The organism is Pseudomonas mangiferae, from assembly GCF_007109405.1.
In the GTDB taxonomy this organism is placed as follows: Bacteria; Pseudomonadota; Gammaproteobacteria; order Pseudomonadales; family Pseudomonadaceae; genus Pseudomonas_T; species Pseudomonas_T mangiferae.
In genome coordinates this window covers 215,493-228,566 of the sequence record NZ_VJOY01000008.1, presented here as the reverse complement: position 1 = coordinate 228,566, position 13,074 = coordinate 215,493, and the positions used below count along the sequence as shown (strand labels likewise).

The following is a 13,074-nucleotide window of genomic DNA, read 5'->3' as shown; positions in this document are numbered from 1 at the left end:
GTGGCGGTGGGTGGGCTGGTGGGGATTTTCTTCAACGCCGTCCAGGGCCTGTACAACCCCTACAGCAAGCGCTGGAACGCCGAGCCCAACATCGACCGCTACCCGGAGTACATCTTCGACTGGCGCCATCCACCGTTCCTGCATTCCGAACGCCAGCATGCCCATCGCCTGGACGCATTCCGGGCGAAGACCCTGCCACCCTTCGAGGCGGCGGTGGACATCCCCTACGACAGCCCGGCGGCGGCCTTCGACCACTTCCACTTCGCCGAGGACGGCTTCCGCTGGAGCGATGGCCGGGAGGCGCGCCTAAGCTTCGTCCTCGGCCGGCAGGCGCTGGCCGGCGAGGCACGGCTGACGGCGATGATCCTCGACCGCCAGCGCCTGACGCTGCTGCTCAACGACCAGCCGGTGTACGCCGGCGAGTTGCCCGGAGGCGAGCAGGCCCTCGCCTTCAGCGTGCCGCCCGGCGTGCTCCACGAAGGCTTGAACAGCCTGGTGCTGCGCCTGCCGGACGCCCACGCCCCCAACAGCGCCGACACCCGCATCCTGGCCCTGGCCCTGCGGCGCTTCAGCCTGCGCTAGGCGGACGAGGGGCATGCGGGCGCCTGGGGGCGTTCGTCGCGGGACCCGCTGACATCACCTTGCCGCATGGCCCCTGTAGAAACGCCAGGGACGGTCGATAGCCGTTCAGGCACTTTCGCGCGCCGGGCGCGCCGCGCCTCATGGACACGCCTGCTAGTCTCAGGGATGCATTGCGAGGACTCACTTTCCAGCCGGATCCGAGGAGTACTGATGTCTATGCTGCCAGAACGCATTTCCACCCGCCTGACCCTGGGCGCCGTCCTCCTCCTGGTACTCACCGCACTGGCCGTGTTCGCCGTGATGGTGTTCCGTGGCCAGCCCCGGGTCGTGGCGGAGAGCAACGCCCTAATCGAGCAGACGGGCACCTCCATCGTCCGCCAGCTCGGCCTCAAGCTCACCGGTATCGAGGGCCTCGCGGTGAGCATGGCCCACCTGGCCGAGGTGCTGCCCCGGGACGAGGCCCTGTACCGGGACACCTACCCCCGCCTGATCGACAACGGCGGCGACGCCGCCATCGCCGGCGGCGGCATCTGGCCGGAGCCCGGCGCCTTCGCCAGCGGCGTCGAGCGGCGCAGCTTCTTCTGGGCGCGGGGCGGCAGCGGCGCCCTGGACTATTCCGACGACTACAACACGCCCGACGGCCCTGGTTACCACAACGACGCGTGGTACACCGGGGCGCGCGGCGCCAAGGGCACTGCCTGCGTCTGGTCCGAGGCCTACCAGGACCCGGTGAGCAAGGTGCCCATGGTCACCTGCAGTGTGCCCTACGCGCTGCAAGGGCGCTTCGCCGGGGTCAGCACCATCGACCTGCGCCTGGACGATCTCGCCCGCTTCCTCCAGGAGCAGGGCAAGGTCACCGGCGGCTATGCCTTCGCCCTGGACCAGTCCGGCAACGTGCTGTTCTTCCCCCTGGGCGAGGGCGGCAAGGACGCAGCCATGCAGAAGTTCGACGACCTGGCCGGCCGCCAGGCCTGGCTGAAGCCACTGCTGGACGCCCGGCAGAAGGCGGCCTCCAATGGCAGCGCCAGCGCCTCCCTGGACGAGGACGCGCTGCTGGGCGAGCCCGGCCAGGCCAACCTGTTCCGCATGCCCCAGACCGGCTGGATCGTCGGCCTGGTGACGCCCCAGGCCAACGCCACCCGTCTGGCCCGGGCCATCACCTACGAGCTGCTGGCCTTCCTCCTGCCGCTGCTGGGGCTGTTGCTGTTCTTCGTCTGGCTGGCCGGGCGCAAGCTGCTGGAGCAACTGGACGAGACCACCGTGCAGATCGATGCCCTGGGCAGCGGCCAAGGCCAGGGCGGTGCCCTGACCATCCTGCGCCAGGACGAGATCGGCAGCCTGCGCCGCGCGGTCAATCAGTACGCCGGGCGCCTGCAAGGCATGCTGCAGGTGATCGGCGAGGAGTCCCAGCGACTGCTGGACGAGGCCGGTCGCCTGGGCGGCCTCAGCAGCGCCCTGCTGGAGCGGGCCGAGCAGCAGCGCCAGGAGAACACCCAGCTGGCCACCGCCATTACCGAGATGTCTTCCAGTGCCCAGGAAGTGGCGCAGAACACCAACGACTGCGCCGACACCGCCCAGCGTTCCCAGGGCGTGGTCCGCGAGGGCCAGGACAAGGTGGCGGCCAACAGCCGCTCCATCCAGGCCCTGGCGGGGGAAATGGCCAGCGCGGCGGGGGTCATCGCCAAGCTGGAGCAGGACAGCCAGCAGGTGGGCGCGGTGCTGGACGTGATCAAGGCGATTTCCGAGCAGACCAACCTGCTGGCCCTGAACGCCGCCATCGAGGCGGCCCGGGCCGGCGAGCAGGGCCGCGGTTTCGCCGTGGTGGCCGACGAGGTGCGTTCCCTGGCCGGCAAGACCCAGAGCTCGGCCAACGAGATCAGCGGCATGATCGCCAACCTGCAGCAGGCGTCGCGCCAGGCGGTGCAGGCCATGCAGAGCGGCGAGGCGCGCACCCGCCAGGCGGTGGAGGAGTCCGAGGGCGCGGCCACCACCCTGTCCAGCACGGTGAACAGCTTCGAGGACATCTCCCAGCGCGCCCAGCAGATCGCCGTGGCGGCCCAGGAGCAGAGCCACGTGACCCAGGAGATCAACGAACTGGCGGTGCGCATCCACTCGGCCAGCGAGGAGAACGCCCGGGACGCGGTGAACCTCAACGCCCTCGGTCGCGCCGTGCAGCAGGCCGCGGCGCGCCTGGAGGAGCTGAGTCGGGGCGGCCGTTGAGGGCGAACCGGCTGGGCTGATCGGCGATCGGTCAGTCCAGCCCTGGCCGCCAGGACTCGTGGCGCCAGCCTGCGGGCGTCCAGCGCAGCCGCTCGGTGGGGGCCAGGGCCGCCAGGAAGCGCTCGTCGTGGGCCACCACGATCAGCGCGCCCGGGAAACCGGCCAGCACCGCCTCCAGTTCCCGCAGCGAATCCAGGTCGATGTGGTTCTGCGGCTCGTCCAGCATCAGCAAGCGTGCGGCGGGCCGCGCATCCAGCACGCAGGCCAGGGCCACCTTCAAGCGTTCGCCGCCACTCAGGTCGCCACAGGGCAGCAGCGCCCGATCACCCACCAGGCCGGCATGGACCAGGCGCGTGCGCGCCGTGCCTTCGTCGAGGGCCGGGTTGGCCTCCCGCAACTGCTCCAGGGCGCTGCGCTGGGGATCGAGGCGGGTGCCGTGCTGGTCCATGTAGGCCAGGGGCAGCGGCCGACGGCAGTCGCCCGAGTCCGGCGCCAGGTGGCCGGCCAGCACCTGCAGCAGGGTGGACTTGCCGCAGCCGTTGGGGCCGCTCACCACCAGGCGGCAGGGGCCGGCGAGATGCAGGTCCAAGGGGGCGAAGCCAGGCAGGGAATGGGGCATCCGCAACCCTTCGACGTGCAGCACGCCTTGCCCGGGGGCGACCCGGTCGGCCTCTGCGTAGAGGTGCACCGGCAGCGCCGGCGCCACCCGCCGCGCCGCCTCGCGCACGGCCTGGTCCAGCTGTTCAAGGGCCTGGGCCTGGCGCGTGTCGAGGCGCGCGGCGCTGCCCTGGCTGCGTTCCTTCTGCGCGTCCAGCAGGATCTTCGCCTGGTTGCCGTCCCGGGCCCGTTGCTGGCCGTGGGCACTGCGCTGGGCCTGACGTTCCCGCTGCTGGCGCAACTGGCGTTCGCCACGGCTGCGGGCCAGGCGGGCATGGTGTAGCTCGGCTTCGGCGGCCTGGGCTTCGCGCTGGCGGCTGCGTTCGTAGAAGGCGTGGCCGCCGCCATAGCGACGCAAGCCCCCGGGGCCCAGCGCCAGGGTGCAGGGCAGGGTGTCCAGCAGTGCCCGGTCGTGGCTGATCACCAAGGCGCCGTGGCGCCAGTCCGCCAAGCGTCGCTGCAGGACCTGGCGTGCTTCGGCGTCCAGGTGGTTGGTGGGTTCATCCAGCAGCAGGAAGGCCGGTCCATCGAGAAACAGCCCGGCCAGGGCCACGGCCATGCGCTGCCCGCCGCTCAGGTGGGCGCTGGGGGTATCGCTGCGCACGTGCCCCAGACCGGCCTCGTCCAACGCGGCCTGCAGCCGCTCGGGCAGGTCCCAGCGGCCGTCCAGCAGGTCGAAGTCCGCCTGATGCAGGGAGCCGTCCTGCAGCCGGCGCAGCGCCTCGAACACGGCCCCGAACCCGGCCAGGTGGGCGACGCTGGGCAAGTGCCCGGGGTCGAGGGTCTGGGGCAGGTAGCGGACCGTCGTCCAGCGATCGATGCGTCCGCGGCTGGGTGGCAATTGGCCGGCCAGCAGGCGGGCGAGCACGCTCTTGCCGACACCGTTGCGCCCTACCAGGCCGGTAGGGCGGGCATCGAGGCGTTCGGTCAGGTCTTCGAACAGCGGGCTGCCGTCGGGCAGCAGGAACGTCAGCGCGTCGAGCGCGAGCAGGGCGGGGAGGGTCATGGAAGCTCCAGGAAATGCCGTGAGGGGGCCACCGCACGAGGCGGGCGAGTCTCGGGTCGCCAAGGCAGGCAACGGCATCACTGGCGCATCGGACGAACGCTCCTGGAGGAATCGAAGGCGCAGGGTAGGCGCTGTGGCGCTCCCTGGCAACCGCCGGCCAGGCCGCGGACGGGACCTTCCCGGTGTGACGCGGAACGCGCCGGAGCTGTCTCCCGGTGAACAGTGCCTGGCGCGCTGTCCGAGGACAGGTGGAGAATGCGTCCATCGCGCGGCACAATAGCCGCTTAGTCGAAGCCCCGTATCGAGAAGAGGATCACGCGTGCACCAGGCCGTCATCAGTGGCACAGGTCTTTTCACCCCTGCCTACAGCATCTCCAATGAAGAACTGGTCGAGTCCTTCAATACGTACGTCCGGACCTTCAACGCCGAGCACGCCGAGGCCATCGCCCGGGGCGAGGTCGAGGCCCTGAGCGAATCCAGCGTCGCCTTCATCGAGAAGGCCTCCGGCATCAAGAGTCGGTTCGTGGTGGACAAGGCCGGCATCCTCGACCCGGCCCGCATGATCCCGCGCATTCCCGAGCGCTCCAACGACGAGTGGGGCATCCTCTGCGAGATGGCGGTCGCCGCCGCCCGCGAGGCCCTGGCCCGCGCCGGCCGCACGCCGGCGGACATCGACGGGGTGATCGTCGCCTGTTCCAACCTGCAGCGCGCCTACCCGGCGGTGGCCATCGAGGTCCAGGCCGCGCTGGGCATCCAGGGCTGGGGCTACGACATGAACGTGGCCTGTTCTTCGGCCACCTTCGGCCTGCAGGCCGCCTGCAACGCCATCCAGGTGGGCCAGGCCAAAGCGATCCTGCTGGTGGACCCGGAAATCTGCACCGGGCATCTGAACTTCCGCGATCGCGACAGTCACTTCATCTTCGGCGACGCCGCCACCGCGGTGATCATCGAGCGTGCCGACCTGGCCACCTCGGCCCACTGCTTCGACATCGTCAGCACCAAGCTGCTGACCCAGTTCTCCAACAACATCCGCAACAACTTCGGCTTCCTCAACCGCGCGGCGGAAGAGGGCCCAGGCACCGACGACAAGTTGTTCGTGCAGGAAGGCCGCAAGGTGTTCAAGGACGTCTGCCCGATGGTTGCCGAGCTGATCGGCGCGCACCTGCAGGAGAATGCCCTCGAGGTGAACGATGTGCAGCGCTTCTGGCTGCATCAGGCCAACCTCAACATGAACCTGCTGATCGTGCGCAAGCTGCTGGGCCGGGATGCCACCCTCGAGGAAGCGCCGGTGATCCTCGACACCTACGCCAACACCAGTTCGGCCGGTTCGGTGATCGCCCTGCACAAATACCAGGACGATCTGCCCAAGGGCGCCCTCGGCGTGCTCAGTTCCTTTGGCGCCGGCTATTCCATTGGCAGCGTGATCCTGCGCAAGCGCTGATCCTCAAGGCGGGGCGCCCCGGCGGCGTCCCGCTGTCTTCTCCCAGGCCTTTCCGGGCCGAAAGCGTGAACCCGTCCGTCACCCATCTTTCCCTGGGAGGCTGGCGCGTGGGCGTGACGAAGCCTCGCCGAGGCGGAGGAAGAAAAGAAACGCGAGGGGAGAGGGGAAACCGCGTGGCCCGGGCGAGCCACGCGGGAGACGCTTAGAAGCGGTAGGTGACCTGGGCACCCAGGCCGTGGGCGCTGTTGCGGTACTTGGCGTGGTAGGCCGGCTGGAACGCCGACTCTTCCTGATTGATGGGCGCTTCGTTCTCGCGCAGGTAGGAATAGGCCACGTCGATGGTCACTTCCGGGCTCGGCGTCCAGCCGGCACCCAGGGAGAGGATCTTGCGGTTACCCACCGGGATGCGCACGTTGCGGTGCTCGTTAGTGGTCGGTGCGCCGTCGATGGCGAAGCCGGTGCGCAGCACCCATTCGGGGTTGAGCTGGTAGGCGGCGCCGATGGCGTAGGACCAGGTGTCCTTCCACTTCAGCTGCTCGGTGAGGGTGCCGAAGCCCAGGGCCTGGCCGAGGGCCGGCACGCCTTCGTTCTCCACCGCGATTTTTTCCAGGCGGCTCCAGCGGGTCCAGGTGGCACCGCCGTAAAGGGTCCACTGGTCGTTCAGCTTGTGGGTGATGGAGGTATCCACCGACTCCGGCATGGTGATGTCCAGCTTGGCGTCGTACTTGCCGTTCAGGCCCAGGGGAGACGGTGCGTTGGTGACCTTGGTATGGCCTTCCAGGGTGTAGTCCACCTTGGAGTGGTAGGTCAGGCCCCAGGTGGTGTCGTCGGTGACGTCCACCAGCACGCCGACGTTGTAGCCGACCGCGGTGTCGTCGCCCTTGATGTTCAGCTTGGTGTCGCCTTCGCTGCCCAGCAGGCCGTTGGTGGCCAGGTTGTTGGTCAGCTTGCCGTCGATGCGGTTGAAGGTCGGGCCGAAGCCGACGGACACCCGGTCGTTGATCTTGTAGCTCAGGGTGGGCTGGACGGTGATCACCTGAACCTTGCTGTACAGGCCCTTGTAGCGGCCCTGGAAGCTCTTCTCGTAGTCGCTGATCACACCGAAGGGCACGTAGACGCCGAGGCCGAAGTGCCAGTCCTCGTTGAGGGGCATGGCCAGGTAGCCGAACGGCACGGAGGCCAGGGGCACCATGTCACCCTTGTTGGTGCCGGTGGCAGCGCTTTGCTCGTCGTGGATGTCGACGTTGGCGTCGACCACCGCGAAACCGCCGCTGACTTCGTTCTGCTTCAGCTTGGACAGGCCCGCCGGGTTGCCGAAGACGGTGGAGGCGTCCTGGGCGGACGAGGAGCGGCCGGCGAAGGCGGTGCCCATGCCGCTGGCGCTCTGTTCGTTGATGGCGAGACCGTTGGCGAAGGTCTGGCTGGAGGCAGCGGTAATGGCCAGGGCCAGGCTGGTCTTGAAGATTCTTGTCATTGTTATCACGGGTGAACTCCTGGACAGCGTTACGTGGTGCGGGAAACTACCAAGAAACCGTGACCATTGTCACCGTGAAAAAGTTCGGGAAGCGGCGAGATAGACGCATCAGACTGCGGCAAACGAGGTGAAAAGCCCTCGCGCATATAACTGACTGAATGGTCGATGACGGACCTGCCGGTGAATCGCCCGGCCCGTGTGAAAGGGCCGGGCGTTAACGGGTTGCGGGGGCCGCTTGCCGCCGCCGACCCTGCCTTCCTTTATAAGGGGCGCGCTTCCCGGCGGGGGCGTGCCTCCGGGAGCGGCTCGCCGATGTGCAAGGCGGCCTGCATGGCGGCCAGCTTCAGGCAGGTCTCCCGGTACTCCCGGGCGGGGTCGGAGTCGGCCACCAGGCCACAGCCGGCGAACAGCCGGGCCTCGTCCGTGGTGAGCAGGGCCGAGCGCAGCGCCACCAGGAAATCCCCGTTGCCCTCGGCATCCAGCCAGCCCAGGGGGCCGGCGTACCAGCCCCGGTCCAGCGCCTCGTGATGGCGGATGTAATCCAGGGCGGCGTCCCGGGGGTGGCCGCCCACCGCCGGCGTCGGATGCAGGGCCTCCACCAGATCCAGCAGGTCCACGCCGTGGGATGGCCGGCCGCGGATCGGCGTGCACAGGTGCTGCACCCGTGACAGTCGGTGGAGCTCCGGCTCTGCGGCGATCTCGAGGTGCTGGCAGAGCGGGTGCAGTGCCTGGCGGATAGCGTCCACCACCAGGCCGTGTTCCTGGCGCTCCTTCGGGCTGGCCAGGAGCGCCTCGGCCAGCGCGGCGTCCCGCTGCGGGTCGTCGTCCCGGGCGGTGGTGCCGGCCATGGCGTGGGTCTGCAGCTCGCCACCGTTCACCCGCACCAGGCGTTCCGGGGTCGCGCCCAGGAAGCAGGCGGACCCGCGTCGGCAGGCGAACAGGTGCGCGCTGCCACTTTGCTGCCGCAGGCCGTCGAGGAGCTGCCAGGCCGCCGGCAATGCCGTCGCCTCGTAGCGCTGGTCGCGGGCCAGCACCACCTTGCCCAGGCGTCCCGCGCGGATGGCGTCCACCGCACTGGCGGCCCGGGCCTGCCAGGCGCCCGGATCGTCGGGCCGGTGCGAGAGGAGGGAGGGCGCCCCGGCATCCGCGGCCGGTACCCGGTTCAGCCGCAGCAGCAGGGTGCAGTAATAGGTGGCCAGGGCCAGTGGGTCGTCCTCGGCGTCCACCAGGTGCTGACACAGCACCTGGCCGCCGTCGGCGTTGTGCAGCACGGTGAGGTTCGCCAGCATCAGGCTGGCGTCGGCAAAATCCGCCCAGTGGGGGTGCCGCTCGCCGCGGGTGTCGAAGCGAAAGCCGCCGCAGGCCCGCGGCGCCACCGGGCCGTCCGTTACCGCGCTGTCCAGCAGCGTGTGCCAGCTCGCCTGGAGCTGGGCGAAACGCCGGTCGCCGTGGGCGCTGAGTTCCAGGGCGCAGCCCCAGGCGAAGAAGCGGCTGGCGGGTGCGTGGCTTTCCCAGTACAGGCAGGGTGTGGCGCCGTCGTCCCAGGCGGTGAAGACCCGGAAGGGGTCCACGCCTTCCAGGGGAAACGAGGCCGCCGCCAGCACGGGATGGCCGCAGGCCCGTGCCTGGCGAGCCGCCCGGGCGAAGGTGCGGCGCAGCTCATGCAGGTAGCCGCTGAGCGGCGCGACCCGGCTCATGCGGCGCCCCGGGTCTGCCGCCAGTAGGCGATTTGCTCGGCGATGTACCAGTGGATCACCTGGGCGAACAGCGCCTCGACGAACGTGGCGTCGAGGCCGTTCTCCGCCGCCCAGCGGGCGCGCTCCGGCAGCATCGCAGCGACACGTTCCGGGGCGGCGATGCTGGCCTCGTCGGGCTTGAAGCGGGAAGCGGCCTTGACGTACTGCATGCGCCGGCCGAGGGCCTGGACGATCTCCAGGTCGATCCGGTCGATGGCCTCGCGGATATCGGGCAGACCGGTACAGCGTTCGGGGGACTTCATCAGGCGACCTCGCGGGAAAGGGAAGGGGACAGGCAGCGGCCGAGGTGCTCCAGCAGGGGCTGGCGCTGTTCGATCAGGTAGAAGTGGCCGCCCTCGACCCGGGTCAGGGTCAGTGGTCGCTGCGTCGCGGCCTGCCAGCCCTCGGCTTCCGCCCGGTCCACCTCGCGGTCGGCAGTGGGCAGCAGCACTTCAATAGGGCTTGCCAGGGGCAGCGGCGGGGCGCGTCGGTAGGTCTCGATCAGCCGGTAGTCGCTGCGCAGGGCCGGCAGCACCAGGGCGCGCAGTTCCGGGTCGGCCAGGCGCACGGCGTTGCCCGCGTCCAGCCGGGCCACGTCGTCCAGCAGGGCCCGGTCCGGAGCGGCGTGCAGGCGGCCACCTCGCTGCAGGTGCGGCGCCGGGTGGGCCGAGGCGAACAGGCGCAGCGGGACGACCCCGTGGCGCTCCAGGACCCGGGCAGTCTCGTAGGCCAGGGCCGCGCCCAGGCTGTGGCCGAACAGCGCCAGGGGCGCGTCGGCGTAGTCCAGCAAGGCCGGGGCGATGGCTTCGGCCATGGCCTCCAGGGAGGGCGACGGCGGTTCGTCGAAACGCTCCTCGCGCCCGGGGTACTGCACCGCCAGCAGGTCGATGTCCGCCGGCAGGTGCGCAGCCCAGTCGCGGAAGAAACTGGCGCTGCCCCCGGCGTGGGGGAAGCAGGCCAGGCGCAGGCGCGGCATCGGGGTCAGGCGGTAGGCGCGCAGCCAGCGCGCGTCGGAGGGGCTCATGGGCGTGCCTCCAGGCCCCGGCGCAGCTGCTCGCGCAGCGCCTTCTTGCTGATCTTGCCGATGCCGGTCTGGGGGAATGCCGGCACCAGTTCGATGCGGTCCGGGACCTTGAACGCCGCCAGGCCCCGGTCATGCAGGTAACGCTTCAGGGCGAGGGACGAAGGCGGCGGGTCGCGGGGGATGACGAAGGCGCAGGTCCGTTCGCCCAAGAGCGGGTCGGGCATCGCCACCACCGTGGCATCGTGCACCTGGGGGTGGTCGATGAGCAGGTTCTCCACCTCTTCCGCGGCCACTTTCTCGCCACCCCGGTTGATCTGGTCCTTGTCGCGGCCTTCCACCACCAGGTAGCCATCGGCGCTGCGACGCACGCGGTCACCGGTGCGGTAGAAGCCGTCGGCGGTGAAGGCCGTGGCGTTGTGGGCCGGCAGGCGGTAGTAGCCGCGGATGGTGTAGGGGCCACGGACCTGCAGTTCGCCCACCTCGCCGTCCGCCACCGGCTGGCCGTCGTCATCCACCACGCGCACCTCGTCGTCCGCGCAGAGCGGGCGGCCCTGGGTGTGCAGCACCACGTCCGGCGGGTCGTCCAGGCGGGTGTAGCAGAGCAGGCCCTCGGCCATGCCCAACACCTGCTGCAGGCGGCAACCCAGCACCGGCAGGACCCGTTGCGCCGCGCTGCTGCCCAGGCGCGAGCCGCCCACCTGCAACAGGCGCAGGCTGGACAGGTCGGCCTGGCGCTCGGCCTGGGCATCGAGCCAGAGCATCGCCAGGGGCGGCACCAGCGCCACGTGGCTGACGCGTTCCCGGGCGATCAGCGGGAAGCAGCTGTCCGGGTCCGGGCGCGGGGCCACCACCACCCGCCCGCCGCTGAGCAGGGTGCCCACCACCCCGGGGCAACAGAGGGTGAAGTTGTGGGCCATGGGCAGCCCGGCCAGGTAGACCGTCTGCTCGTCGAGGCCGCACAGGCGTGCGCTGGCGGTGGCGTTGTAGAGGTATTCCCGGTGCCGGCGGGGAATCAGCTTGGGCGTGCCGGTGGTGCCGCCGGACAGCTGGAAGCAGGCGATGTCCGCCGCCTCGGGTACGCAGTCCTCCAGGGGCGGCGCATCGTACAGCGGGGCCAGCGCCTGCAGCGGCGCCTCGGCTTCGCCGACGACGAATGCCCGGGGGCAGGCGCCACTCTCCAGCAGGCAACGCGCCAGAGGCCGCGGGTCGAAGTCGTCCAGGCGTTCCGCGGTGAGGTAGGCGCTGGCCTCGGCGAAGCGGCAGAAGCCCTCGATCTCGTGCTGGCGGTGCGCGGGCAACGCCAGCACCGGTCGCACGCCCAACTGGAACAGGGCGAAGCAGACCTCCACGAAGGCGATCCCGTTGGGCAGGTGCACCACCACGTTGTCGCCGGCGCGCAGGCCATGGTGGCGCAGGCCCGCGGCCAGCCGGCGACAGCGGTCCAGCAGCCCGGCGTAGGTCAGCTGACGATCGCCCTCGCACAGGGCGATGCGCCGGGGCGTGCGCGCGGCCTGCGCGGCCAGGGCCTCGGCGAAGGTGCGTTCGCCCCAGTAGCCGGCGGCGCGGTAGCGCTGGACGAAGGATTCCGGCCAGTCTGGCGCGTCGGCGTCGGAGGCGGGGTGCAAGGCAGGGACAGCGGGGGACTTCATGCGAATCTCCGGGGATACGGTCGATTGCCAGGGGATGGAAATGAGATTTATTATCAATGGCAGGAAGCCACCGGCGCTGCAAGTCGGGGGCTTTCGATCGCGGGGATTTTTCATTTGCTGCAGGGCTGCGGCGTACGCCCGGCTCGTCGGCTCCGCTAGAACGGGGCCTTCGCATGCCCCCGCATCCGTATCGAGGATGGCGCCACCGCCCGCGTGGCGCCCGGGCTACAGGAAAACCTGATGACCATCACCATCATCGCCCCTCCGGCGGCGGACGCCGCCGCGCGGGAACCGGGCAACCGCCCCGGCATCGCGCACATCGACCCCCACATGAAGCTGGTCACCGGCACCTTTCGCTCGAACAGCGAGGACTGGTTCGAGGAGCCGCTGGAACGTGGCCTGCGGCTGATCCTGGTGCAGAGCGGCCGCCTGCGCTGCCGCATCCCGGGCCAGCCAGAACACCTGATCGAAGGGCCGAGCCTGTGCACCATCGCCAACGACGGCGACTTCACCTCCGCGCAGGTCTACGGCACCGACACACCGCTGCGCTACACCATCGTGCAACTGGGCATGGAGGCCCTGGACAGTCGCCTCGGCTGGCTGCCGGAACGGCTGATGCGACGCCCCGGCGGCGACCCGCGGATCATGAGCTGCCCGGCGCCGCGGGCCATGCAGGCCCTGGCCTCGCAGATCGCCACCTGCCCCATGAGCGGCCCGACCCGGGACCTCTACCTGGGCGGCAAGGCCCTGGAACTGGCGGCCCTCAGCGCCCAGTTCCTCAGCCAGGGGCCGGCCCGGGACCAGCCGCGCATCACCTGTCCCGACGTGGAGCGCATCCACACCGCCCGCGACCTGCTGGTGGGCGCGTTGCAGGAGCCGCCGTCCCTGGACGTGCTGGCGGCGCGGGTGGGCCTGAACCCGCGCAAGCTCACCGCCGGCTTCCGCAAGGTGTTCGGCACCAGTGTGTACGCCTACCTGCAGGAGTACCGCCTGCGGGAGGCTCACCGCATGCTCTGCGATGAGGAGGCCAACGTGTCCACGGTGGCCTACCGGGTGGGCTACAGCCCGGCGCACTTCTCCATCGCCTTCCGCAAGCGCTACGGCATCTCGCCCCGCGAGATCCGCTGAGTCCGCCGGCGGGCGCGTGCGGTGGCGCCGTCCCGCTGCCGGCCGCGCCGCCCGTCCCGCCGTCTAACGAAACAGTCCGGGCGCCTAAAGGATCGGCGTCCGGGACCTCCGGGAAGTTGAGATAAGGTCGCATTTGATAACCGTTGCCATGGGCGAC

At 70.2% G+C, this 13,074-nt stretch carries 10 protein-coding genes and 1 pseudogene; 5 read left to right on the top strand and 6 right to left on the bottom strand.

Annotated elements, in window-relative coordinates:
* The 3 genes and pseudogenes from FM069_RS21630 to FM069_RS22330 all read left to right on the top strand — a co-directional run.
* Positions 1-582, top strand: a 582-nt coding sequence (locus FM069_RS21630; RefSeq protein ID WP_178106731.1) for a hypothetical protein, incomplete at its 5' end; no start/stop codon positions are given.
* Positions 583-648: 66 nt separating this feature from the next.
* Positions 649-1,398: pseudogene (locus FM069_RS22335) on the top strand (cache domain-containing protein); the annotation flags it as partial.
* 120 nt (positions 1,399-1,518) lie between these two features.
* Positions 1,519-2,802 (top strand): methyl-accepting chemotaxis protein, encoded by a 1,284-nt coding sequence (locus FM069_RS22330; RefSeq protein ID WP_407681588.1) that lies wholly within the window; start codon positions 1,519-1,521, stop codon positions 2,800-2,802.
* 31 nt (positions 2,803-2,833) lie between these two features.
* Here FM069_RS22330 and FM069_RS13230 read toward each other — a convergent pair whose 3' ends face one another.
* Positions 2,834-4,465, bottom strand: coding sequence for an ABC-F family ATP-binding cassette domain-containing protein (locus tag FM069_RS13230; RefSeq protein WP_143488824.1), 1,632 nt, complete (start codon positions 4,463-4,465; stop codon positions 2,834-2,836).
* Between the two features lie 319 nt (positions 4,466-4,784).
* On the opposite strand from FM069_RS13230, the gene FM069_RS13225 reads away from it, so the two are divergent.
* Positions 4,785-5,906 carry a beta-ketoacyl-ACP synthase III gene (locus FM069_RS13225; RefSeq protein ID WP_143488823.1) on the top strand — a complete coding sequence of 374 codons (1,122 nt, stop codon included), beginning with the start codon at positions 4,785-4,787 and terminating at the stop codon, positions 5,904-5,906.
* 202 nt (positions 5,907-6,108) lie between these two features.
* Here the strand turns inward: FM069_RS13225 and FM069_RS13220 are convergent, their stop codons facing one another.
* From FM069_RS13220 to FM069_RS13200, 5 genes are all read right to left on the bottom strand, one after another.
* Positions 6,109-7,380 (bottom strand): outer membrane protein transport protein, encoded by a 1,272-nt coding sequence (locus tag FM069_RS13220; protein WP_143488822.1) that lies wholly within the window; start codon positions 7,378-7,380, stop codon positions 6,109-6,111.
* A 260-nt stretch (positions 7,381-7,640) separates the two neighbouring features.
* Positions 7,641-9,077 (bottom strand): isochorismate synthase, encoded by a 1,437-nt coding sequence (locus tag FM069_RS13215; RefSeq protein ID WP_143488821.1) that lies wholly within the window; start codon positions 9,075-9,077, stop codon positions 7,641-7,643.
* Positions 9,074-9,379 carry an isochorismate lyase gene (locus FM069_RS13210; protein WP_143488820.1) on the bottom strand — a complete coding sequence of 102 codons (306 nt, stop codon included), beginning with the start codon at positions 9,377-9,379 and terminating at the stop codon, positions 9,074-9,076. The genes FM069_RS13215 and FM069_RS13210 overlap by 4 nt, the downstream gene beginning before the upstream one ends.
* On the bottom strand, positions 9,379-10,140 hold the full coding sequence (locus FM069_RS13205; RefSeq protein WP_143488819.1) for a thioesterase II family protein: 762 nt from the start codon (positions 10,138-10,140) through the stop codon (positions 9,379-9,381). The genes FM069_RS13210 and FM069_RS13205 overlap by 1 nt, the downstream gene beginning before the upstream one ends.
* Positions 10,137-11,789 (bottom strand): (2,3-dihydroxybenzoyl)adenylate synthase, encoded by a 1,653-nt coding sequence (locus FM069_RS13200; protein ID WP_143488818.1) that lies wholly within the window; start codon positions 11,787-11,789, stop codon positions 10,137-10,139. Before FM069_RS13200 ends, FM069_RS13205 begins: the two co-directional genes overlap by 4 nt.
* Positions 11,790-12,029: 240 nt before the next feature.
* On the opposite strand from FM069_RS13200, the gene FM069_RS13195 reads away from it, so the two are divergent.
* Positions 12,030-12,917, top strand: coding sequence for a helix-turn-helix transcriptional regulator (locus FM069_RS13195; protein WP_143488817.1), 888 nt, complete (start codon positions 12,030-12,032; stop codon positions 12,915-12,917).
* Positions 12,918-13,074: the final 157 nt, after the last annotated feature.

Excerpts from the sequence above, each read along its gene's own strand:
- FM069_RS13195 (WP_143488817.1), top strand. The coding sequence starts at position 12,030 with ATGACCATCACCATCATCGCCCCTCCGGCGGCGGACGCCGCCGCGCGG.
- FM069_RS13210 (WP_143488820.1), bottom strand. The coding sequence starts at position 9,379 with ATGAAGTCCCCCGAACGCTGTACCGGTCTGCCCGATATCCGCGAGGCC.
- FM069_RS13200 (WP_143488818.1), bottom strand. The coding sequence starts at position 11,789 with ATGAAGTCCCCCGCTGTCCCTGCCTTGCACCCCGCCTCCGACGCCGAC.
- FM069_RS13205 (WP_143488819.1), bottom strand. The coding sequence starts at position 10,140 with ATGAGCCCCTCCGACGCGCGCTGGCTGCGCGCCTACCGCCTGACCCCG.
- FM069_RS22330 (WP_407681588.1), top strand. The coding sequence starts at position 1,519 with ATGCAGAAGTTCGACGACCTGGCCGGCCGCCAGGCCTGGCTGAAGCCA.
- FM069_RS13230 (WP_143488824.1), bottom strand. The coding sequence starts at position 4,465 with ATGACCCTCCCCGCCCTGCTCGCGCTCGACGCGCTGACGTTCCTGCTG.
- FM069_RS13220 (WP_143488822.1), bottom strand. The coding sequence starts at position 7,380 with ATGACAAGAATCTTCAAGACCAGCCTGGCCCTGGCCATTACCGCTGCC.
- FM069_RS13215 (WP_143488821.1), bottom strand. The coding sequence starts at position 9,077 with ATGAGCCGGGTCGCGCCGCTCAGCGGCTACCTGCATGAGCTGCGCCGC.